Source organism: Klebsiella sp. R390, assembly GCF_051131745.1.
Classification (GTDB): Bacteria; Pseudomonadota; Gammaproteobacteria; order Enterobacterales; family Enterobacteriaceae; genus Klebsiella.
In genome coordinates, this window is sequence record NZ_CP180445.1 from 1,789,107 (window position 1) to 1,811,034 (window position 21,928).

Annotated in this window: 21 protein-coding genes; 14 read left to right on the forward strand and 7 right to left on the reverse strand. The window is 55.3% G+C overall.

Features of this window, described 5'->3' with window-relative positions; all coding sequences use genetic code 11:
- Positions 1-20: 20 nt before the first annotated feature.
- Positions 21-2,450, reverse strand: a complete 2,430-nt coding sequence (gene hrpB, locus ACMYSP_RS08360; RefSeq protein ID WP_434586326.1) for an ATP-dependent helicase HrpB — start codon at positions 2,448-2,450, stop codon at positions 21-23.
- Between the two features lie 72 nt (positions 2,451-2,522).
- Here hrpB and thpR point away from each other — a divergent pair, with 72 nt between their 5' ends.
- From thpR to panD, 9 genes are all read left to right on the forward strand, one after another.
- On the forward strand, positions 2,523-3,059 hold the full coding sequence (gene thpR / locus ACMYSP_RS08365; protein ID WP_434586327.1) for an RNA 2',3'-cyclic phosphodiesterase: 537 nt from the start codon (positions 2,523-2,525) through the stop codon (positions 3,057-3,059).
- On the forward strand, positions 3,059-3,775 hold the full coding sequence (gene sfsA / locus ACMYSP_RS08370; RefSeq protein WP_434586328.1) for a DNA/RNA nuclease SfsA: 717 nt from the start codon (positions 3,059-3,061) through the stop codon (positions 3,773-3,775). Before thpR ends, sfsA begins: the two co-directional genes overlap by 1 nt.
- A gap of 164 nt (positions 3,776-3,939) precedes the next feature.
- Positions 3,940-4,395: an RNA polymerase-binding protein DksA gene (dksA, locus tag ACMYSP_RS08375; protein WP_004858018.1), complete on the forward strand. Its 456-nt coding sequence runs from the start codon at positions 3,940-3,942 to the stop codon at positions 4,393-4,395.
- A 63-nt stretch (positions 4,396-4,458) separates the two neighbouring features.
- A complete protein-coding gene (gluQRS, locus tag ACMYSP_RS08380) occupies positions 4,459-5,340 on the forward strand; it encodes a tRNA glutamyl-Q(34) synthetase GluQRS (protein ID WP_434586329.1) in 882 nt (293 codons plus the stop codon).
- 176 nt (positions 5,341-5,516) lie between these two features.
- Positions 5,517-6,911, forward strand: coding sequence for a polynucleotide adenylyltransferase PcnB (pcnB, locus tag ACMYSP_RS08385; RefSeq protein WP_434587049.1), 1,395 nt, complete (start codon positions 5,517-5,519; stop codon positions 6,909-6,911).
- Positions 6,908-7,408, forward strand: coding sequence for a 2-amino-4-hydroxy-6-hydroxymethyldihydropteridine diphosphokinase (gene folK, locus ACMYSP_RS08390; protein WP_434586330.1), 501 nt, complete (start codon positions 6,908-6,910; stop codon positions 7,406-7,408). The genes pcnB and folK overlap by 4 nt, the downstream gene beginning before the upstream one ends.
- Positions 7,409-7,509: 101 nt before the next feature.
- On the forward strand, positions 7,510-8,301 hold the full coding sequence (gene panB, locus ACMYSP_RS08395) for a 3-methyl-2-oxobutanoate hydroxymethyltransferase (RefSeq protein ID WP_123757449.1): 792 nt from the start codon (positions 7,510-7,512) through the stop codon (positions 8,299-8,301).
- A gap of 11 nt (positions 8,302-8,312) precedes the next feature.
- Positions 8,313-9,167, forward strand: coding sequence for a pantoate--beta-alanine ligase (gene panC / locus ACMYSP_RS08400; RefSeq protein WP_123757450.1), 855 nt, complete (start codon positions 8,313-8,315; stop codon positions 9,165-9,167).
- Between the two features lie 142 nt (positions 9,168-9,309).
- A complete protein-coding gene (panD, locus tag ACMYSP_RS08405) occupies positions 9,310-9,690 on the forward strand; it encodes an aspartate 1-decarboxylase (RefSeq protein WP_004858002.1) in 381 nt (126 codons plus the stop codon).
- Between the two features lie 35 nt (positions 9,691-9,725).
- Here the strand turns inward: panD and ACMYSP_RS08410 are convergent, their stop codons facing one another.
- The 4 genes from ACMYSP_RS08410 to ACMYSP_RS08425 form a co-directional block, all read right to left on the reverse strand.
- Complete coding sequence (locus ACMYSP_RS08410; protein ID WP_434586331.1) at positions 9,726-10,973, reverse strand: polysaccharide deacetylase family protein; 1,248 nt, start codon at positions 10,971-10,973, stop codon at positions 9,726-9,728.
- Between the two features lie 62 nt (positions 10,974-11,035).
- Complete coding sequence (locus ACMYSP_RS08415; protein ID WP_434586332.1) at positions 11,036-11,476, reverse strand: PTS sugar transporter subunit IIA; 441 nt, start codon at positions 11,474-11,476, stop codon at positions 11,036-11,038.
- Positions 11,477-11,603: 127 nt separating this feature from the next.
- Positions 11,604-12,374 carry an ABC transporter permease gene (locus ACMYSP_RS08420; protein WP_434586333.1) on the reverse strand — a complete coding sequence of 257 codons (771 nt, stop codon included), beginning with the start codon at positions 12,372-12,374 and terminating at the stop codon, positions 11,604-11,606.
- Positions 12,371-13,297: an ABC transporter ATP-binding protein gene (locus tag ACMYSP_RS08425; RefSeq protein ID WP_434586334.1), complete on the reverse strand. Its 927-nt coding sequence runs from the start codon at positions 13,295-13,297 to the stop codon at positions 12,371-12,373. The genes ACMYSP_RS08420 and ACMYSP_RS08425 overlap by 4 nt, the downstream gene beginning before the upstream one ends.
- A 106-nt stretch (positions 13,298-13,403) precedes the next feature.
- Between ACMYSP_RS08425 and can the strand changes: the two genes are divergently transcribed.
- Positions 13,404-14,066 carry a carbonate dehydratase gene (can, locus tag ACMYSP_RS08430; protein WP_123757454.1) on the forward strand — a complete coding sequence of 221 codons (663 nt, stop codon included), beginning with the start codon at positions 13,404-13,406 and terminating at the stop codon, positions 14,064-14,066.
- A gap of 60 nt (positions 14,067-14,126) precedes the next feature.
- Here can and hpt read toward each other — a convergent pair whose 3' ends face one another.
- On the reverse strand, positions 14,127-14,663 hold the full coding sequence (gene hpt, locus ACMYSP_RS08435) for a hypoxanthine phosphoribosyltransferase (RefSeq protein WP_434586335.1): 537 nt from the start codon (positions 14,661-14,663) through the stop codon (positions 14,127-14,129).
- A 203-nt stretch (positions 14,664-14,866) separates the two neighbouring features.
- Here hpt and ACMYSP_RS08440 point away from each other — a divergent pair, with 203 nt between their 5' ends.
- Positions 14,867-17,257, forward strand: a complete 2,391-nt coding sequence (locus ACMYSP_RS08440) for a glucose/quinate/shikimate family membrane-bound PQQ-dependent dehydrogenase (RefSeq protein WP_434586336.1) — start codon at positions 14,867-14,869, stop codon at positions 17,255-17,257.
- A gap of 78 nt (positions 17,258-17,335) precedes the next feature.
- On the opposite strand, the gene cueO is transcribed toward ACMYSP_RS08440, so the two are convergent.
- The gene (gene cueO, locus ACMYSP_RS08445) at positions 17,336-18,937 is read right to left on the reverse strand and encodes a multicopper oxidase CueO (RefSeq protein WP_434586337.1); all 1,602 of its coding nucleotides are present in this window, start codon (positions 18,935-18,937) and stop codon (positions 17,336-17,338) included.
- A gap of 145 nt (positions 18,938-19,082) precedes the next feature.
- On the opposite strand from cueO, the gene ACMYSP_RS08450 reads away from it, so the two are divergent.
- From ACMYSP_RS08450 to ACMYSP_RS08460, 3 genes are all read left to right on the forward strand, one after another.
- Positions 19,083-19,430, forward strand: coding sequence for a YacC family pilotin-like protein (locus ACMYSP_RS08450; protein ID WP_123757459.1), 348 nt, complete (start codon positions 19,083-19,085; stop codon positions 19,428-19,430).
- A gap of 265 nt (positions 19,431-19,695) precedes the next feature.
- On the forward strand, positions 19,696-20,115 hold the full coding sequence (locus ACMYSP_RS08455) for a permease (RefSeq protein ID WP_434586338.1): 420 nt from the start codon (positions 19,696-19,698) through the stop codon (positions 20,113-20,115).
- Entirely contained in the window at positions 20,112-21,860 is a 1,749-nt protein-coding gene (locus ACMYSP_RS08460; RefSeq protein WP_434586339.1) for an FKBP-type peptidyl-prolyl cis-trans isomerase, read from the forward strand. Before ACMYSP_RS08455 ends, ACMYSP_RS08460 begins: the two co-directional genes overlap by 4 nt.
- Positions 21,861-21,928 lie beyond the last annotated feature (68 nt).

Here is a 21,928-nt window from a genome sequence, read left to right on the forward strand (position 1 = left end):
GCTTAGCCGGCTACACCGGGCTACGAATATTTTTTGGTGCGCCGGGTTGGTGCCGTATTCGCCGGATCGTCCGGCCAGACGTGCTTGGGGTAACGCCCTTTCATCTCTTTTTGCACCTCCCGGTAGGTCCCCTGCCAGAAGGCACCAAGGTCGCGGGTGATTTGTAGCGGTCGTTGCGCGGGGGATAAGAGCTCCAGCACCAGCGCCACCCGCCCCTGGGCGATGGTCGGGGTCGTGGCCTCGCCGAACATCTCCTGCATGCGCACCGCCAACGCCGGCGGGTTTTCCTCATGATAACGTATGGCGATCCGGCTGCCGGTAGGCACGGTGTAATGCGTTGGCAGTTCGCTCTCCAGCTTCTGGCGCAGCGACCAGGGTAACCAGTTTTGCAGCGCCTGACGCACATCCAGCGCCTTCAGCGCCCGCAACGAATGAACGCCGCTCATCTGGGGCAGCAACCACGCTTCAAGCGAAGCCAGCAGCGATGCATCATCCACCGCGGGCCACGCCTCCTCCGGCAACCATTGCGCCGCACAGTGCAGGCGCAGGCGCAATTGCTCAGCTTCCGGAGTCCAGTGCAGTACGCCCAGGCCTTTATCCCGGATACCGTTGAGCATCGCCTGATGTAGCTCCGCTTCCGAGGGTTTTGCCAGCGGCTGCGTTTTCACCACCAGTTGCCCAATACAGGTACGCCGCCACGCCTTCAGAGTACCTTGCGCCTCGTCCCATTCGACGGTATCAGACTGCTGCACCAGCGCCGGGCATTGTGTCATCAGCGCGTTAATATCCAGCGGCAGCGCCAGCAAGATACGCGCATCCGGCGCGCTACTGCCCTGCAACAGCAGCGGGGCAATCAGCCACTCGTGGCGTCCCAGCGCGTCGTCAGCATCCAGCATCGCCCCCATACCATTGGCGAGCTGATAACGGCCTTCCTGACCACGGCGTCGGGCAATACGATCGGCAAACGCCGGGGCCAGCAGCGCCGCCAGGCGCTGAGCATCAGGATGTCCGCCGCGGCTGGCGAGCCGTTTTAAGAGCTGCTGCGCACGCTGCTGCCAGTTTGGCTGCTGGCGGGAAAATGCCGCCGCGAGATCGCCGCTTCCGCCGCGCGGCGGCTCTTCGAGGATCGCCACCAGCTTTGCCGCCGTCGCCGCATCGTCAGGATCGTTCGCTGCCGTGAGGATCGCCGCCAGCCGCGGATCGTTGCCTATGCTCGCCATTTTGCGACCGAGCGCCGATAGCCCTTCCCCCTCCAGTGCCGACAGCGCCGTCAGCAAACGCCGGGCCGCTGCCAGGTTGGCGGCAGGGGGGAGATCGAGCCAGCTGAGCTGTGCGGGATCGCGACATCCCCACTGTAAAAGCTCCATCAGCAGCGCCGACAGGTCGCTATGCAGTATTTCCGCTTCGCTCTGTGCCGCGGCCCGTTCCGCCTGCTCTTTGCCGATTAAGTGCAGGCAAATCCCTGGTTCCAGGCGCCCGGCACGACCGGCGCGCTGAGTCATTGACGCCTGACTAATACGCTGGGTCACCAACCGGGTTAACCCGGTCCGGGCGTCAAAGCTGGCGACTCGCTCCTGAGCGCTGTCCACCACCAGGCGAATGCCCTCGATGGTTAAACTGGTTTCGGCGATATTGGTCGCCAGAACGACCTTACGCTGGCCTGGTGCCGCAGGAAGAATGGCTTTTCGCTGTTCACTCAACGGTAGCGCACCGTACAGCGGGCAGAGGACCACATTGTCGGCCACCCGCTCGGCCAGCTGTGCCTGTACCCGCTGGATTTCCCCCACTCCCGGGAGAAACAGCAGCATCGAGCCCTGTTCATGGCGCAGTAACTCGGCGGCCGCGATCGCCACCGCCTCATCAAAACGCTGATGCGCGGCAAGGGCCTGAAAACGTTTTTCCACCGGAAACGCCCGCCCTTCAGAGCTGATAGTCGGCGCCTCGGGCAACAGCTGCTGCAGGCGATCGTTATCCAGCGTCGCGGACATAATCAGTAGTTTCAGATCGTCGCGCAGCCCCTGCTGGACATCCAGCAGCAGCGCCAGCGCCAGATCCGCCTGCAGGCTACGTTCGTGGAACTCATCGAGGATCACCAACCCGACGCCGCTCAACTCGGGATCGTGCTGGATCATCCGCGTCAGGATCCCCTCAGTGACCACCTCCAGGCGCGTCTGCGTCCCGACGCAGGTTTCCGCTCGCATCCGGTAGCCGACGGTCGCACCGGGTTTCTCATCCAGCAGCTCCGCGAGGCGCTGGGCGACGTTGCGCGCGGCTAAGCGCCTGGGTTCCAGCAGGATAATGCGTCCCTCAATCTGGCCCGAGGCAAGAATTTGCAGCGGCAGCCATGTTGATTTACCGGCACCGGTTGGCGCATTAAGCAGCACCTGCGGTGCCTGCTGCAGGGCATTAAGAAGTTCTGGAAGGACGGCGGCAACCGGCAATGGGGACACGAAAGGCTCCGGAGGTTAACATTTGAGGGCAAGCATTGTAGCATCCTGATAATTCATAACCGAGTCTCTATCATGTCCGAGCCGAAAAGGCTGTTTTTCGCCCTTGAACTGCCTGAAGAAGTCCAGCAGCACATCGTGCAGTGGCGCGCCGCGCACTTTGCGGAAGATGCCGGGCGGCCGGTCGCGGCCAGCCATCTGCATCTGACGCTGGCGTTTCTCGGAGAGGTCAGCGCGGAGAAACAGCGCGCGCTGGCGGCGATGGCCGGACGGATCCAGCAGCCAGGCTTTACGCTCACCCTCGACGATGCCGGGCAATGGCTGCGCTCACGGGTGGTCTGGCTTGGCCCTCGTCGGCCAGCACGCGGCCTGCTGCAACTGGCGGACATGCTGCGCGCTCAGGCGGCCCGCAGCGGCTGCTATCAAAGCCCGCAACCGTTCCACCCGCATATTACCCTGCTGCGCGATGCCCGCCATGCGGTGCCAATCCCGCCGCCGGGTTTTGCGTGGACCTTTGCCGCCAGCGAGTTCGTTCTCTATGAGTCCAGTTTTACGCGCGGACGTACCCGCTATACCGCCCTGGAACGTTATCCCTTCAACAAGGAAAGCTGATGCAGTTCACTCCTCCGTTACAGTCCGCCACCCTGATTAAACGTTACAAACGATTTCTGGCAGATGTGGTGACCCCAGAGGGTCAGGAGCTTACCCTCCACTGCCCGAACACCGGCGCCATGACCGGCTGCGCAACTCCCGGCGATACCGTCTGGTATTCCACGTCAGATAATCCCAAACGCAAATACGCCCATACCTGGGAATTAACGCAAACCCAGCAGGGGGCAATAATTTGTGTTAATACGCTACGCGCGAATATACTGGCGAAAGAGGCCATACTGGCCGGGAACATCCCGCAGCTTTCTGGCTATAACATATTGAAAAGTGAAGTTAAATATGGCGAAGAGAAAAGCCGTATTGATATTATGTTACAGGCAGAAGCGCGACAAAACTGCTATATTGAAGTGAAATCGGTTACGTTGGCGGATAAAGAAAGCGGTTATTTCCCCGACGCGGTCACCGAACGCGGTCAAAAGCACCTGCGGGAGCTCATGAGCGTGGCGGCGGCAGGCGACCGGGCAGTCATTTTGTTCGCCGTACTCCATTCGGCGATTGACCGTTTCTCACCCGCGCATCACATTGATGCCAGATACGCACAGCTGTTGATTGAGGCGCAAACCAAGGGGGTGGAAATTCTCGTTTATAAGGCGGAACTTTCTACCGAGATGATGACTCTGAATAAGCCGATTACCGCGGTGTTAACCCCCGGTAAATAAACGGCTAAATAATGTCCGGGTCGCGAGCGCAAATACGCTTTTCTTCACAGGGTTGTCAAGTGTAACGTTTACATAATTGCTATCCGGAAAAGCATCTGCTATTTATAGCGGCCTGATTTTTCCCCCAACATGGGGATCGATAGTGCGTGTTAAGGAGAAGCAACATGCAAGAAGGGCAAAACCGTAAAACATCGTCCCTGAGTATTCTCGCCATCGCTGGGGTGGAGCCGTATCAAGAGAAGCCAGGCGAAGAGTATATGAACGAAGCCCAGCTGGCGCACTTCAAGCGTATTCTTGAAGCATGGCGTAATCAACTCAGGGATGAAGTGGATCGCACCGTATCGCACATGCAGGATGAAGCAGCAAACTTCCCGGATCCGGTAGACCGTGCCGCACAGGAAGAAGAGTTCAGCCTGGAACTGCGTAACCGCGACCGCGAACGTAAACTGATCAAAAAGATCGAAAAAACGCTGAAGAAAGTCGAAGACGAAGATTTTGGCTTCTGCGAATCCTGTGGCGTTGAGATTGGTATTCGCCGTCTGGAAGCGCGCCCGACCGCTGACTTGTGCATCGACTGCAAAACGTTGGCGGAAATTCGCGAAAAACAGATGGCTGGCTAATCCGCTTCGCTATCGTATCTCCGGCGGGAGTCTCTCCCGCCTACATGCTTTAATAGTCACCCCATGAATGACTCACACTATATTGGCCGCTTTGCCCCCTCACCGTCCGGCGAACTTCATTTCGGCTCTTTGATTGCCGCCCTCGGCAGCTACCTCCAGGCCCGTGCACAACATGGAATCTGGCGCGTGCGTATTGAAGATATCGATCCGCCACGTGAAGTGCCCGGCGCCGCCAGTACCATCCTGCATCAGTTAGAACACTACGGCCTGCACTGGGACGGAGAAGTCCTGTGGCAGTCGCAGCGCCACGAAGCCTATCGCGAACGCCTTGCCTGGCTGCACGACCAGGGACTGTGCTATTACTGCACCTGCACGCGAGCGCGCATCCACGAAGTTGGCGGCGTGTATGATGGCCACTGCCGGGATTTACAGCTCGGGGCGCACAATGCCGCCCTGCGGTTACGCCAGACGCAACCGGTCCTCGATTTTTACGACCAGCTGCGCGGGACCCTCGTCGCCGATGAAGCGCTGGCGCGCGAAGATTTTATTATCCATCGCCGCGATGGTCTGTTCGCCTATAATCTTGCGGTGGTGGTGGACGATCATTTCCAGGGGGTGAGCGAAATTGTGCGCGGTGCCGATCTTATCGAGCCGACGGTACGGCAGATTTCCCTGTATCACCACTTTGGCTGGCAGGCCCCGGACTACGTCCATCTGCCGCTGGCCCTGAATGCTGAGGGGAGTAAACTCTCCAAACAAAATCACGCCCCGGCGCTGCCGGCAGGCGATCCACGCCCGGAAATTATGCGGGCGTTAATGTTTCTGAATCAGGATATTGATCAGGAATGGCGAGCGCTCAATATTGAGGATTTACTCAAGCATGCGGTAGCGAACTGGAACCCGAAAAAAATCCAGCATTCTCAAATGACTCTTGCTGAGCTATGATTAGCCGCTATTTTTCTCGTCGCCTTTCAAGTTGCTCCTGCATTGGCTGCACTTGTTCACCTCAGTCACATAGTTATCTATGCTGCTGGGACTCACAAGTTTGCCACCTTGCTGCAACCCGAAACGCATAGAGTAATATTTTGATCTGAAGTCCGTCTGACACTACGAGGTGCAACATTTTTACCCGAGTCGCTAATTTTTGCCGCAAGGTGCTAAGCCGTGAGGAGCGCGAGGCAGAAGCCGCCGTTGAACAAACGCATATGACGGTTATCCCGCGTGAACAGCATGCAATTTCCCGCAAAGATATCAGTGATAATGCCCTCAAGGTGCTCTATCGACTGAACAAGGCGGGCTACGAAGCCTATCTCGTCGGCGGTGGCGTACGTGACCTTCTGTTAGGCAAAAAACCAAAAGATTTTGACGTGACGACCAGCGCAACGCCGGATCAGGTTCGTAAACTGTTCCGCAACTGCCGTCTGGTGGGCCGTCGCTTCCGCCTGGCACACGTGATGTTTGGGCCGGAAATCATTGAAGTCGCCACCTTCCGCGGCCACCATGAAGGCCACACCACCGACCGTGTGACCTCCCAGCGCGGCCAGAACGGCATGCTGCTGCGTGACAACATCTTCGGCTCCATTGAGGAAGATGCCCAGCGTCGCGACTTCACCATTAACAGCCTGTATTACAGCGTGGCCGATTTTACCGTGCGCGACTACGTCGGCGGCATGAAAGATCTGCAAGAAGGCGTCATTCGCCTGATTGGCGATCCGGAAACCCGCTATCGCGAAGATCCGGTCCGCATGCTGCGCGCGGTGCGCTTTGCCGCCAAGCTCAACATGAGCATTAGCGCCGATACCTCAGAGCCGATACCGCGTCTTGCCGCGCTGCTTCACGATGTGCCTCCGGCGCGTCTGTTCGAAGAAGTGCTGAAACTGCTGCAGGCTGGCTACGGCTATGACACCTACATGCTGCTGCGCGAATACAACCTGTTCCAGCCGCTGTTCCCGACCATCACCCGCTACTTCACCGAGCGTGGCGATAGCCCGATGGAACACATCATTACCCAGGTGCTGAAGAATACCGATAACCGCATCCATAACGACATGCGCGTTAACCCGGCGTTCCTGTTTGCCGTGATGTTCTGGTATCCGCTGCTGGAAATGGCGCAGAAAATTACCCAGGAAAGTGGTCTGGCTTACAACGACGCCTTCGCGCTGGCGATGAACGATGTGCTGGATGAAGCCTGCCGTACGCTGGCGATTCCGAAGCGGATCACCACGCTGGTGCGCGACATCTGGCAGCTGCAGCTGCGTATGTCGCGTCGCCAGGGCAAACGCGCCTGGAAGCTGATGGAGCATCCGAAATTCCGTGCGGCCTACGATCTGCTTGAGCTGCGTGCCGGCGCTGAAAAGAATAACGAACTGCAGCGTCTGACCAAATGGTGGGGCGAGTTCCAGGTAGCTGCGCCACCAGATCAAAAAGATATGCTGAACGACCTTGATGACGAGCCGGCACCGCGCCGTCGCCATCGTCGCCCGCGCAAGCGCGCACCGCGCCACGGCAACGCATGACCCGCGTCTACATCGCCATCGGCAGCAATCTGGCCTCTCCCCTGGAGCAGGTAAATGCTGCCGTTGCCGCCCTTGCGGCGATTCCCGACTGCCGGGTGATTGCCACCTCTTCGTTTTACCGCACCCCGCCGCTGGGGCCGCAGGATCAGCCTGATTACCTCAATGCCGCCGTTGCGCTGGAGACCGAACTCCAGGCGGAAGCCTTGCTGGATCATACTCAACGCATCGAGCTGCAGCAGGGCCGCGAGCGCAAAGCCGAACGCTGGGGCCCGCGCACGCTGGACCTCGATATCATGCTGTTTGGCGATGCCGTCATCAACACCGAACGTCTGACGGTGCCGCATTACGACATGAAAAACCGTGGTTTTATGCTCTGGCCGCTGTTTGAAATCGCCCCGACGCTCCGCTTCCCGGACGGCATCTCCCTGCGTCAGGTGCTGGAAAATCTTGCCGCCGACAAGCCGGCTATCTGGTCACTCCCCTCTTCCCAGGCTTAACCATTCTGGCTATCGGGGTAATCGGTTGCCTAAAACCATTGCCCCCTTCAATGCGACTGTTAGAATGCCGGTTAAAATGACTTTCATCATCAGGAAACGTTATGAAACCGACCACTATCGCCCTGCTGCAGAAATGCAAACAGGAGAAGCAGCGCTTCGCCACCATCACCGCCTATGACTACAGTTTTGCGAAGCTGTTTGCCGATGAAGGGATCAACGTGATGCTGGTAGGCGACTCGCTGGGCATGACGGTACAAGGGCACGACTCGACTTTGCCGGTGACCGTGGAAGACATTGCCTATCACACCCAGGCGGTCCGTCGTGGCGCGCCACATTGCCTGCTGCTCGCTGACCTGCCGTTTATGGCCTACGCCACGCCGGAACAGACCTTTGCTAACGCCGCTCTGGTGATGCGGGCCGGGGCCAACATGGTCAAACTGGAAGGCGGCGCATGGCTGGCAGACACCGTGAAAATGCTGGCACAACGCGCGGTCCCGGTCTGCGGTCATCTGGGCCTGACCCCGCAGTCGGTCAACATTTTTGGCGGCTATAAGGTACAGGGCCGTGGCGATGCGGCGCAGTCGCTGTTTGAAGACGCGCTGGCCCTGGAAGCGGCCGGTGCGCAGCTGCTGGTTCTTGAGTGCGTCCCGGTGGCGCTGGCACAGCGGATCACCGAAGCCCTAACAATTCCGGTAATTGGTATTGGCGCAGGTAACGTGACCGACGGGCAGATCCTCGTCATGCATGACGCCTTCGGCATTACCGGTGGCCATATCCCGAAATTTGCGAAAAATTTCCTTGCTGAAGCGGGCGACATGCGCGCCGCCGTGCGGCAGTATATTGCCGAAGTGGAGTCCGGCGTCTATCCGGGCGAAGAACACAGTTTCCATTAAGGAGTCTTGTTGTGTTGATTATTGAATCTCTGCCGCTGCTGCGCCAGCATATCCGCCGCTTACGTCAGGAAGGTAAGCGTATCGCGCTGGTGCCCACCATGGGCAATCTCCATGACGGCCATATGCAGCTGGTGGATAAAGCGAAAGCCAGCGCGGATGTCGTGGTGGTCAGTATTTTCGTCAACCCGATGCAGTTTGACCGCCCCGAGGATCTGCAGCGCTACCCGCGGACGCTGCAGGATGATTGCGAAAAGCTGAACAAGCGTAAGGTAGATTTCGTTTTCGCCCCGGCAGTTGCAGAGATCTATCCCAACGGTACCGAAAGCCAGACCTATGTCGATGTTCCCGGTCTGTCGACCATGCTGGAAGGCGCCAGCCGTCCGGGCCACTTCCGCGGTGTATCGACCATCGTCAGCAAGCTGTTTAACCTGATTCAGCCGGACATCGCCTGCTTTGGTGAGAAGGATTTCCAGCAGCTGGCGTTGATTCGTAAAATGGTGGCCGATATGGGCTACGACATCGACATCATCGGCGTGCCGATTATTCGCGCCAAAGATGGTTTAGCGCTGAGCTCACGCAACGGCTACCTCACCGCGGAACAGCGTAAGATTGCGCCGGGTCTGTATAAGGTGTTGAGCACCGTGGCCGATAAGCTTGCCGCCGGCGATCGTAACCTCGATGAAATCATCACCCTTGCCGGGCAGGAGCTGAACGAGAAAGGCTTCCGCGCTGACGATATCCAGATCCGCGATGCGGATACGCTGCTGGAGCTGACGGAGACCAGCAAAAACGCGGTGATCCTGATGGCAGCCTGGCTGGGCCAGGCACGGTTGATCGATAACCACATCGTGGCGCTGAGCCAGTAGACAAGGGTTAAAAATCTGGCAATATTGCCGGGCATTTACGCCAGGCGGATGTTAAATCCGCTTCGTATCGTTAAGGTATAACCCCTGACGCATCCAGACGACCAGCGCACGCTGATGCACCACGGGAATAAAGGTAGATATCATGATTCGTAATATGCTGCAGGGTAAACTCCACCGCGTTAAAGTCACGCAGGCTGACCTGCACTATGAAGGTTCTTGCGCCATTGACCAGGATTTTCTCGATGCTTCCGGCATTCTTGAGAACGAAGCGATCCACATCTGGAACGTGACCAATGGTAACCGTTTCTCCACCTACGCCATTGCGGCAGAACGTGGCTCCAGAATCATCTCGGTGAACGGCGCCGCCGCGCACTGCGCCAGCGTCGGAGACATTCTGATCATCGCCAGCTTCGTCACCATGCCTGATGAAGAAGCCCGCCGCTGGCAGCCGAAAGTAGCCTATTTCGAAGGCGACAACGAAATGAAGCGCCAGGCCAAAGCCATTCCGGTTCAGGTTGCCTGAACCCTCACCAGGCCCCGGTTCAACGGGGCTTCGGGTTATCCCTGCGGCTGGTTGCTGATCAGCCGCGACATCGTCTCCAGCGAATCCGTACGCAAGATATAGAGCCTTTTCAGTAAGAACGGATTATCCCCCGGCTTAATTTTCCCTCTCACCGTGGTGACCGCCATATGAAAGCCCGCATCGTTTGCCGCCTGGATCGCCGTCGCGTTGTAGCCACCGAAAGGGTAAGAGAGGTACAGCACGTGCGGATTAAATTGCGACAGCGCGCGCCGGGAATGTTCAAAATCGAACAGGATATTGTGATAGCTGCGGCTCAGCAAAATAGGATGACGCTGGGCATCGACCCGGTGCAGGAAGTGGGTGTGAGATTGAATATCAAAGACGTCCTGAATCTGGCGCAGTTCGGAAATGCTCATAAACTGCAGCGATTTCGGGTCCCATTTTTGCGGATGGCGCTTGATGCGTGACGAGATAATAAATGCCGTCGCGTGAAAGCCGTATTGTTTCAGAATCGGATAAGCGTAGCGGTTTACCGACTTCAGACCATCATCAAACGTAATCACCACCGCGCGGGCCGGCAGATTGATTTTGTTCCTCAGATAGCCTTCCAGCTGATACATATTCAACGTGGTGTAGCCTCGATCGCGCAGCCAGGTCATCTGGTTACTAAAGGCGCGAACCGAGGTCGTGGTGGAGGTATGCCGAAAACGGCTGTTCTCTTCGTCACGCAGAATATGGTGATAGGTCAGTACCGGAATACCACGATCTTCCTGAGCATCAAGGCTGCTGATCCACGCCAGGCGGTTACCGATGCGGATCTGAAACCAGGTTTGGTTCAGACGGTCTTTCAGCTTGCTGATCACCGGGTAGCGCACATTATTGGCCAGCGTGCCGAACGGCGCGCTGCCGGCGGACGGCGCATCGTAGACCGGGGTATCTTTCCAGGTCAGCAGGTTCTGGTTACTCAGCGGTTTATGTAAATCACCGAGGTTATCCTCCACTCGCTGCTTACCCTGAACAGGCTCAAGATGGCCTTTATCAATAAATCCGGTGCCGAAGCCGAAGTTAAATTCATAATAGTCGGCCGCCGTCGGCACCACCGCGATAATTTGCCCGCCGCGAATATTACCGACGCTCACCACATCATTGCCGACCTGCGCCCAGATAATCGCATCTTCGGTGGTTTGCATATAACGTGCAGGAGACCCCTGCTGGCTTAACAGGCTGGCGGAGGCGCTGACCGACGTCAGCAACAGGAACAGAGCAAAAATGCGGGCAAACATGCATGGCGGGCCGGTGAAGAAATCAGCCGCCATTGTAACAAAAGCGGCATCAATACCAACGCTTAATTCCCGAAGGCATCATGCAGCAGACGAAAAGGTGGATTTTTTTGCTGTTGGTGCCAGAGACTGCTGACCACCGGACCTCCGCTGCTCACAATAGTCTCGCGAAAGGCTTCGCTGCTCAGGCTGGTACGCAGAAGATACATTCGCTCCAGCAATGAATAGCTAATCCCGGAGATCACTTCGCAATGAGTATGTTTGTGGCTCATCAGCGCGGCAATGCGATAGGGAGCTTCACCGGTTTTATCGGTCAGGAAAATCACGCCGTCACCGCTGTCCGTGGCGTGCAATGCATCGCACATCATCCGGCTCAGCATGTTACTGCTCAAATTACGCCAGTAATTAACCGCCCGGCATTGCGCCAGCGGTCCAAACTTTTTCTCCAGACGATCCAGCCACTCCTGTGCCTTCTCATCATGACAGGTAATCACCCAACCTAGCATCGACAGCCTCCTTACTTAGCAGGGAATTACTGTAGCAAAGGGAGTAAGGCGGATGAGTGATGGCCGTCAAGATTAGCGGATAGCGCTTCACCTAATAGCAGCGTGAAGCGCTAACGAGGAGACGCTGCTAGCTACGCAGACCGCGTCCACGCTGGATCAGATACCAGCACAGCGCATAAAACGCGATGATAAAGACTACCAGCACGCCAAACGTGGTGATCAGCGGCACATCGTTGATCCCAAGGAAGCCGTAGCGGAACCCGCTGATCATGTAGACAATCGGGTTAAGGTGCGACAGCGCCTGCCAGAATGGCGGCAGCAGCGTCAGGGAGTAAAACACCCCGCCAAGGTAGGTCAACGGCGTCAGTACGAAGGTCGGGATCAGGCTGATATCGTCAAAGGTTTTGGCAAAAACGGCGTTCAGCAACCCCGCCAGCGAGAACAGCACCGCGGTCAATACCAGCGTCAGTCCCACAAACAGCCACGAGTGGACCTGGAACGGCACAAAGAACAGCGATATCGCGGTCACCAGAATCCCCACGCACAGCCCGCGGGCTACCCCACCGCCCACGTAGCCGGCAATGACCACGTGCGTTGGCACCGGCGCCACCAGCAGCTCCTCAATGTTGCGCTGGAACTTGGCGCTGAAGAAGGAGGAGGCCACGTTGGCGTAGGCGTTGGTGATCACCGCCATCATGATCAAACCCGGTACGATAAACTGCATATAGGTGAAGCCATGCATTTCACCGATCCGCGAGCCAATCAGGTTGCCAAAAATGACAAAATAGAGGGTCATGGTGATCACCGGCGGCACCAGCGTCTGGATCCAGATGCGCATAAAACGGTGAATTTCTTTGGTCCAGATGCTTTTCAGCGCGACCCAGTAAAGCTGCATCATGCTGATTCTCCTTTGCGATCATGCACCAGCGTGACAAACAGCTCTTCCAGACGGTTGGCTTTGTTACGCATACTTAATACCTGAATGCCCTGAGCGCTCAGCTGGGTAAAGACGCTGTTGATCCCCTGCTCACGCAGCACTTCCACTTCCAGCGTTGAGGTATCTACCAGACGATACTGATAGCCTTCTAGCGTCGGCAGCGGGCTTTTGGGCGCCAGGTCGAGGATAAAGGTTTCTGATTTCAGCTTGGACAACAGCGCCTTCATCGAGGTGTTTTCCACCAGCTCACCACGCTGAATAATCCCGATATTGCGGCACAGCATCTCCGCTTCTTCCAGGTAGTGGGTAGTGAGGATAATGGTGGTGCCTTTATCGTTCAGATCCTTGAGGAACCCCCACATCGAGCGGCGAAGTTCAATATCCACACCCGCGGTCGGTTCATCGAGAATCAACAGTTTCGGTTCATGCATCAGCGCACGGGCAATCATCAGACGGCGCTTCATCCCACCTGACAGCATCCGTGCACGTTCGTTGCGTTTTTCCCACAGATCGAGCTGTTTGAGATACTTTTCGCTTCTTAGCAGCGCGTCTTTACGTTCGACGCCATAGTAACCGGCCTGGTTAACGACGATCTGCTGGACGGTTTCAAACGGGTTGAAGTTAAACTCCTGCGGCACCAGCCCGAGCTGGCGCTTGGCATTCACCACGTCCTTTTGCAGATCGTAGCCAAACACGTTGACCTGACCGGAGGTTTTATTCACCAACGAGCTGATGATGCCGATAGTGGTCGATTTCCCCGCGCCATTTGGACCGAGAAGCGCATAAAAATCCCCCGCCTCCACCTGCAGATCGATCCCCCGAAGCGCCTGAACCCCGCCGGGGTAGGTCTTGGTGAGCTGTTTTAGTTCAAGAGCAATGGTCATTAAATTTCTCTTCTCGCGTGATGGCACGCGATGGGTTGTTTTAAAAAAAGTAAGGTTAACCTATATTAGCCCAACGCACTTACTTGGTTACAGGCCGTGAACGTCCATGAACGATATAGATACACTCATCAGCAATAATGCACTATGGTCAAAAATGCTGGTGGAAGAAGACCCTGGCTTTTTCGCAAAATTGTCGCAAGCGCAGAAGCCACGCTTTCTGTGGATTGGATGTTCTGACAGTCGTGTTCCCGCTGAACGGTTAACCGGCCTTGAGCCAGGCGAACTGTTTGTTCATCGTAACGTCGCCAATCTGGTGATTCATACCGACCTGAACTGTCTGTCCGTGGTGCAGTATGCCGTCGATGTGCTGGAAGTCGAGCATATCATTATCTGCGGCCACTACGGCTGCGGCGGCGTACAGTCGGCGATTGATAACACAGAGTTAGGGCTTATCGATAACTGGCTACTGCATATCCGCGATATCTGGTTCAAGCACAGTTCGCTGCTGGGCGAAATGCCGGAAGATCGTCGGCTGGATACATTATGTGAGCTGAACGTGATGGAGCAGGTCTATAACCTGGGGCATTCGACCATTATGCAGTCGGCATGGAAGCGCGGTCAGAAAGTGACAATTCACGGCTGGGCTTACGGTATTCACGACGGGCTGTTACGCGATCTTGATGTTACCGCCGTCAGCCGTGAAACCCTCGAGCAGCGCTATCGACATGGGATTTCCAACCTCAAAATCAAACACGTCAACCACAAGTAACCCGCCCGTTTCGAAAACCCCGGCAGCGCAGCGCGCCATCGTCCGGGGTCACATGAAACCTTACTCGTCCAGCAGTACAACTTTTCCGACATACGGCAGATGGCGATAGCGCTGGGCGTAATCAATCCCGTAACCGACCACGAACTCATCCGGAATCGCAAAACCAACGAACTCAACCGGGACATTGACTTCACGGCGGCTTGGTTTATCCAGCAAAGTACAAATCGCCAGTGACTTCGGCTCGCGCAGGCTGAGAATTTCGCGCACTTTCGAGAGCGTATTACCGGAGTCGATGATGTCTTCGACAATCAGTACATCTTTACCACGAATGTCTTCATCCAGATCTTTCAGGATTTTCACATCACGGGTAGTCGACATGCCGCTGCCGTAGCTAGAGGCGGTCATAAAATCGACTTCGTGCGGGACCTGAACTTCACGGCACAGGTCGGCCATAAACATAAATGAGCCGCGCAGCAGCCCCACCAGCACCATTTCACTGCCGCTGTCTTGATAGCATTCGTTGATTTGACGACCCAGTTCGGCGATACGCGCTTTGATCTCGGCTTCCGGGATCATCACTTCTACAGTATGTTTCATAAAACTAACCATTTGATTCTTAGGATAAATCATCAAAGCCGCTGCGAGCGCACCGACGTTGACCGGCAAGCTATGCAGTATACCAGTAAAAAGAAATATCCGATGCAGGGAATAATAAAGCCCATTTTGTGATTCCGATCACACTTGTTAAATCCTATAATTAATTGCACTTAAAAAATTAACAAACAACCGAGTCTCTTTCTATGGCAGAAACAAAATCTCAACAATCACGATTACTCGTGACACTGACGGCGCTCTTTGCTGCATTCTGTGGCCTGTATCTTCTCATTGGTGGAGTCTGGCTGGCAGCGATTGGCGGTTCCTGGTACTACCCCATCGCCGGTCTGGTGATGCTGGCCGTTACCGTGAAACTCCTGCGTGGTAAGCGTTCAGCTCTTTGGCTGTATGCCGCACTGCTGCTCGCCACCATGCTCTGGGGCGTCTGGGAAGTCGGCTTTGACTTCTGGGCGCTGACACCTCGTAGCGATATTCTGGTCTTCTTCGGCATCTGGCTGATTCTGCCTTTTGTCTGGCGTCGTTTGCCGTTCCCGTCTGGCGGCGCGGTTGCCGGTCTGGTTGTCGCTCTGCTGATCAGCGGCGGTATCCTGACCTGGGCGGCGTTCAATGACCCGCAGGAAGTCAACGGTACTCTGAGTGCCGACGCTACGCCTGCCGCACCGATTTCCGCCGTAGCCGATGGTGACTGGCCGGCCTACGGTCGCAATCAGGAAGGCCAGCGTTTCTCACCGCTGAAGCAGATCAACGCCGATAACGTGAAAAACCTGAAGGAAGCCTGGGTGTTCCGCACCGGCGACCTGAAGCAGCCGAACGACCCGGGCGAAATCACCAACGAAGTGACGCCAATTAAAGTGGGCAACATGCTGTACCTGTGTACCGCTCACCAGCGTCTGTTCGCGCTTGATGCGGCTACCGGTAAAGAGAAATGGCACTTTGATCCGCAGCTGAATTCTGACCCGTCGTTCCAGCACGTGACCTGCCGTGGCGTCTCTTACCACGAAGCAAAAGCAGACAGCGCGCCGGCTGACGTCGTCGCCAACTGCCCACGCCGTATCATTCTGCCGGTCAACGATGGTCGTCTGTTCGCCATTAACGCCGATAACGGTCAGCTGTGCGAATCCTTTGCCAACAAAGGGATCCTCAACCTGCAGACCAATATGCCGGTGACCACGCCGGGGATGTACGAACCAACCTCCCCGCCGATCGTGACCGACACCACCATTATCATTGCCGGTGCAGTAACCGATAACTTCTCGACCCGCGAGCCGTCAGGCGTCATTCGTGGCTTCGATGTCAACACCGGTAAGCTGATGTGGGTGTTCGATCCAGGTGCGAAAGATCCAAACGCAATTCCGGATGATGAACACCACTTTACGCTGAACTCACCGAACTCGTGGGCACCGGCGGCCTATGATGCGAAGCTGGATCTGGTGTACCTGCCGATGGGCGTCACCACTCCGGATATCTGGGGCGGCAACCGTACGCCGGAACAGGAACGCTACGCCAGCTCTATCGTGGCGCTGAATGCGACGACCGGTAAACTGGCCTGGAGCTATCAGACCGTTCACCATGACCTGTGGGACATGGATATGCCGTCCCAGCCGACGCTGGCGGATATCGACGTTAACGGCAAAACCGTTCCGGTGATCTACGCGCCGGCGAAGACCGGTAATATTTTCGTCCTCGACCGTCGTAATGGCGAGCTGGTCGTTCCGGCGCCGGAAAAACCGGTTCCGCAGGGCGCCGCGAAAGGCGATTACGTCTCGAAAACGCAGCCGTTCTCCGACCTGAGCTTCCGTCCGAAGAAAGATCTGACCGGCGCGGATATGTGGGGCGCCACCATGTTCGACCAGCTGGTGTGTCGCGTTATCTTCCACCAGCTGCGTTATGAAGGCATCTTCACGCCGCCGTCTGAACAGGGCACCCTGGTGTTCCCGGGTAACCTGGGGATGTTTGAATGGGGCGGTATTTCCGTCGATCCAAACCGTCAGGTGGCGATTGCTAACCCGATGGCGCTGCCGTTTGTCTCGAAACTGATCCCACGCGGCCCAGGCAACCCGATGGAACCGCCGAAAGATGCCAAAGGCTCTGGTACTGAATCCGGCATCCAGCCGCAGTACGGCGTGCCGTTCGGCGTCACCCTTAATGCTTTCCTGTCGCCGTTTGGCCTGCCGTGCAAACAGCCGGCGTGGGGCTATATCTCAGCGCTGGATCTGAAAACCAACGAAGTGGTGTGGAAAAAACGTATCGGTACCCCGCAGGATAGCCTGCCGTTCCCGATGCCGGTCCAGCTGCCGTTTAACCTCGGCATGCCAATGCTGGGCGGCCCAATCTCCACCGCCGGTAACGTGCTGTTTATTGGTGCCACCGCCGATAACTACCTGCGCGCCTATAACATGAGCAATGGTGATAAACTGTGGCAGGCCCGCCTGCCAGCTGGCGGCCAGGCAACGCCGATGACCTATGAAGTGAATGGCAAGCAGTATGTTGTCATCTCCGCCGGCGGTCACGGCTCGTTTGGTACCAAAATGGGCGACTACATCGTCGCCTATGCGCTGCCTGACGACGCGAAATAAGCGCTGACGTCATACGCAAAAGGCCCGGATTATCCGGGCTTTTTTATTGCTGTCAGAATGTCCCTTTAGGGAGACAAGCTAGACCGTAAAGCCGAGCATCATCCCGGTATCTTCATGTTCCAGCAGGTGGCAGTGCGCCATATAGGCATGTTCTTTCGGCGCGTCATGGTCGAACTTCACTAATACTTCACTAACCTCGCCTTCCACCCGCACGGTATCTTTCCAGCCCGAACGGTGAGCGGCAGGCGCGGCGCCATTTTCAGACAGAATGCGGAACTGGGTGCCGTGAATATGGAACGGGTGCAGCATCATGTCGCCTTTGCCTGAAATCACCCAGCGTTCATATTGCCCTTTGGTCGCGGCAAACATCGGCGTATTCATATCAAACGCTTTGCCATTAATCCGGTTGGCATTATGGAAATCAAAGCGCTCAGCGCCATGGTTCATCTGCCCCATATTGCCATGCGTCATGTTCCCCATATCGCCGTGATTCATCTGTCCCATGTTGCCCATTTTGCCGTGATCCATCATGCCGCCATGGTGCATACCGGACATCGCCTGGTCGCCATATTTTTGCATCAGCGCCTGCATGCCCATCATGTCGAGCATTGGGTCCATCGATAGCTGCAGCGTGCGCTGGGTCAGCTCTTCCAGCGACGGCAGCGCGGGCATGCTGACCAGTGAATCTGGAAGCGTACCGGATGCCTGAATCGTCAGCGGCTGAATGCGCAATACCGGCTGTGGCTTGTCGAACGGCGTAATCGCCATCCCCATCTGGCTCACCGGCAGCGTGATCAGGTCAAACACTTTGCCGTCGCGGGTATCTATCAGCACCTCAAAACGCTCGCCCATTAACACCGGCAGCTCATTCACCTTCACCGGTTCGGCAAGCAGGCCGCCATCGCTGGCGATAACGTACATCGGTCGGTTATCACTGGTGGAGAAATTGAGCGAGCGGGCATTACAACCGTTAAGCAAACGCAGGCGCAGCCAGCCGCGCGGTGCAGCATGTTCCGGATAGAGCGCCCCGTTCGTCAGCAGCGTATCGCCAAACCAGCCCACGGCAGCGCTCATGATGTCGAGCTGGTAGTCGATCTCGCCGGCCGCGGTAAAACGTTTGTCCTGCACGATCACCGGCACATCATCGATCCCCCACTGCTTCGGCAGCAGCAGTCGTTCGCTTTCCTCATCAGATATCAGCACCAGTCCCGCCAGTCCCATGGCAACCTGATGGCCGGTTTTGCCATGCTGATGCGGGTGGAACCAGCAGGTCGCGGCCCGTTGGCTGGGGGTAAAACTCACGCTGCGGGACGCGCCTGATGCAATAATCCCCTGCGGTCCGCCATCAACCACCCCGGGAACCTCCAGGCCATGCCAGTGTACGGTGGTCTCTTCCGCCAGTCGATTATGAATATCGACGGTCACCGCCTCACCTTTTTTCAGTTTCAGCGCCGGGCCCAGCAGAGTGCCGTTATAACCCCAGGTGGCCGCCTGATGGGGACCAAACTGCGTCTTTCCGGCCTGGATCGTTAAGGTGATGCGATTTCGTGCGTCGGCGGTCAAAAGATTGGGTACCGGCAGAGCCGGACGGCTGGTGGCAAATGCTGAGCGACTCCAGAGCGGAAGAGCACTCAATACGCCGGCTGCAGCGGTTAATTTGATGAATTCACGACGTTGCATTTTCACATCCTTTTATTCTGCTGGTGAACATTTGAGCTTAAACCTTCCACCAACGGGAAGGTCAAGCAGAAGAGTAAGAATAAAGCTCTGCGCACTGTAACGAAGTATGCTAACGTTGAGCGTCCGTGATGCAATGGTAAAAAAAATGAAGACGCTTTTCAGAACGGTAGTGCTCGGCAGCCTGCTTACTCTTTCCAGCAATAGTTATGCGTTAAGCGAGTCCGAAGCGGAAGATATGGCTGATTTAACGGCGGTATTTGTCTTTCTGAAAAACGACTGCGGATACCAGAACCTCCCCAATACCCAAATCCGTCGGGCGCTGGTGTTTTTTGCCCAGCAAAACCAGTGGGATCTGAGCAACTACGACAGCTTCAACATGAAAGCGCTCGGTGAAGACAGCTACCGCGATCTCAGCGGCATTAAGATTTCAACGACGAAAAAATGTAAAGCGCTGGCCCGTGATTCATTAAGTCTGCTGGCATACGTCAAATAAAATTCATGTCATTGCCCTGTGTCTAATATGTAGCCGATGAAACACGGCTACAGATATCCTGTATATCTTTTCACTCCCACGCCGCAACTGCCAGTTCATATATCAACCCATCAAATCAACCTAAATTCATTAACGATTCCACTAATTGAATAAATATAAAATCATATGTCACCATAAAAAATGAGGAAGCCGTTTATTGCCTTCTCATTTTCATCACACTATTATCGCCGGCTAATGACTCTTATTTTTCAAATGGACTGAAATTTTGAATACCATTTTATTTACCCGCGTCGCTCCGTTTGCCGTAATGCTGTTGGTTGGCTGCAATAGCACATCAACCCGGAAATCAAACCATATAACAACAGCATTAACAGATCCTACCGCCAGCCAGCAGCAAATTGAGCAACAAAGAATAGCGGCAGAACAGGAGCGTATGAATAATTGCAGTCAGGCGCTGGAATCATTGAAAGAAGTGAATCCACGACAGGCTGCAAAATTCGGCAATGATTTTACAGCGTTAGTCAGCGCCGCTTCGCAGTACAATTCAGTTCGTAATAAGGTTGCCGAGCCAACCAAACAAGGCATTGACTCTATGTATCAGTTCAAATCAATCAAGCTGTGTGCTGATATTGAAAAGGAGCTGATAGACAGCCTGGTTAAACGTGGTGAAAATACGCAGCTATGAATATCTCAACGGCGGTGAATTCCAGGACGGTAACACGCGCCATCTCGCTAATGCTGGCGTTATTTTTTACGCAGAGTGTTACTGCAGAAAATGGTGCGCTCGTTAACGTAACGGCTAATACACAGAGTAATAACTCAGCACCAACGTTCCTCAATTATGTTCAACAGCAGGAGAAAAAAGAACCATCAAAGCCTGCTGAGCTGACTAACGATAATAATGGTCTGGGCAAAAAAACGCCCCCTCAAACAAAGCCTTCCGTACCCCAGTACTCCGTTATTATTCAACAAAAAGACAAAACAATCCGGCAGCTTCAGGCGCAGCTGAAAGCGAAAACTACGGCGGAGGGCGCTAATTCTGGCGACCGGAAAGCGCTACTGACCAAAATTAACGATTTGCAGGCAAAGTTAAACCAGGCGACGGCTGAGAACGCAAAGGCCCGTTCAGCGTTGAATGATAAAAAAGTGCATGCCGTACAGCCCGACGCGAATGAAAGTACAAAGAACGCGCTTGCTGCGATGACATCAGAAAAGCAAAAGATTGTCGCTCAGCTGGCCGCTCTGACAACAGAAAAACAGGCGCTGACGACAACACTGACCGCCGCACAGGCGAAAAATAAAACCGAGGTCGCAAAACTGGCTACCGCCACTTCGATGATCAGGGATCTCACGGCAAAACTGAAAGCCTCAGCAGAAGAGAAGCAGGCCCTTGCCGCTAAATTAGTCGCGACGGCCCCCGACAGGCAGGACGTCGCCAGCAAACTCTCCGCCAGCGAAACCGAAAAACAAGCCCTCGAGACAAAACTCAGTGCCGCCCTCGCGGACACTCAGGTACTCACCGCAAAGCTGAAAACAACAACGGAAGAAAAACAAGATGTTGCCACAAAATTAGCGACTGCAATGATGGAAAAACTCGCGCTGACGGCAAAAGTAGATTCGTTTAATCTCACCAGACAGCAGGCGATAAATACTGAAAATACCCTAAAGCTTGAGGCAGAAAAAGCCAAAGCCCAGTTACAGGCTAATACGGATGAAATTAGCCAACTGAAAGCAAAACTGGTGCAGACCAAAACGGATGACGGCGGAAAGTCTGCCGCGCTTGACCTGACGAAAGAGTCACAGCTGCAGGATTATGCGATCGGGACATCCATGGGCGATGAGGCGTTAAAAGTCCTGTCTACACGTAATACCCAGGGTGTAAAAATAAACCAAAGTATCGTGCTGCAAGGCATCATGGACACCTTCTCCGGCAAGATTGCGCTGGATGAGACAGAACGCAACAAAGCCTTATTTGATGTCTCCAATAAACTGTTCCAGAACCTGAATAAAATCGAGAAACAAGCGATCGGAGAAGGAAAAAAATATCAGAAGACGTTCAGCCAACAAAAAGGCGTACTGTTTAAAGACGGGATCTACAGCCGTATCGATTATGCCGGGAAAGGCAAAATTCACGACAATGATATCGTCACGATAACCATCAAAGAGATGCTTATCGACGGAACCGTCATTAATGATATGGAAGCCGAAGGTAAAGTCTGGTCCCAGGAACTCAATAAATACCCAGCCACTTTCCTTGGGCCGATAAAGCGCCTGAGCAATCATGGTGTGATTACTGTCGTTATCCCACCTGAGCAAGCATACGGTAGTGAAGGTATCCCTTCTAAAATTCCGCCAGGCTCAACCATGGTCTACACAATCCGCATCGTCGATGTTAAAGCGGCAGAACCGCAGACCGCTAAAAAACCCTGACTCCAATGCCTCCTGAAAAAAGGAGGCATTATTCGTTTTTGCATTGCTACGTTCACTGACCGCATTGC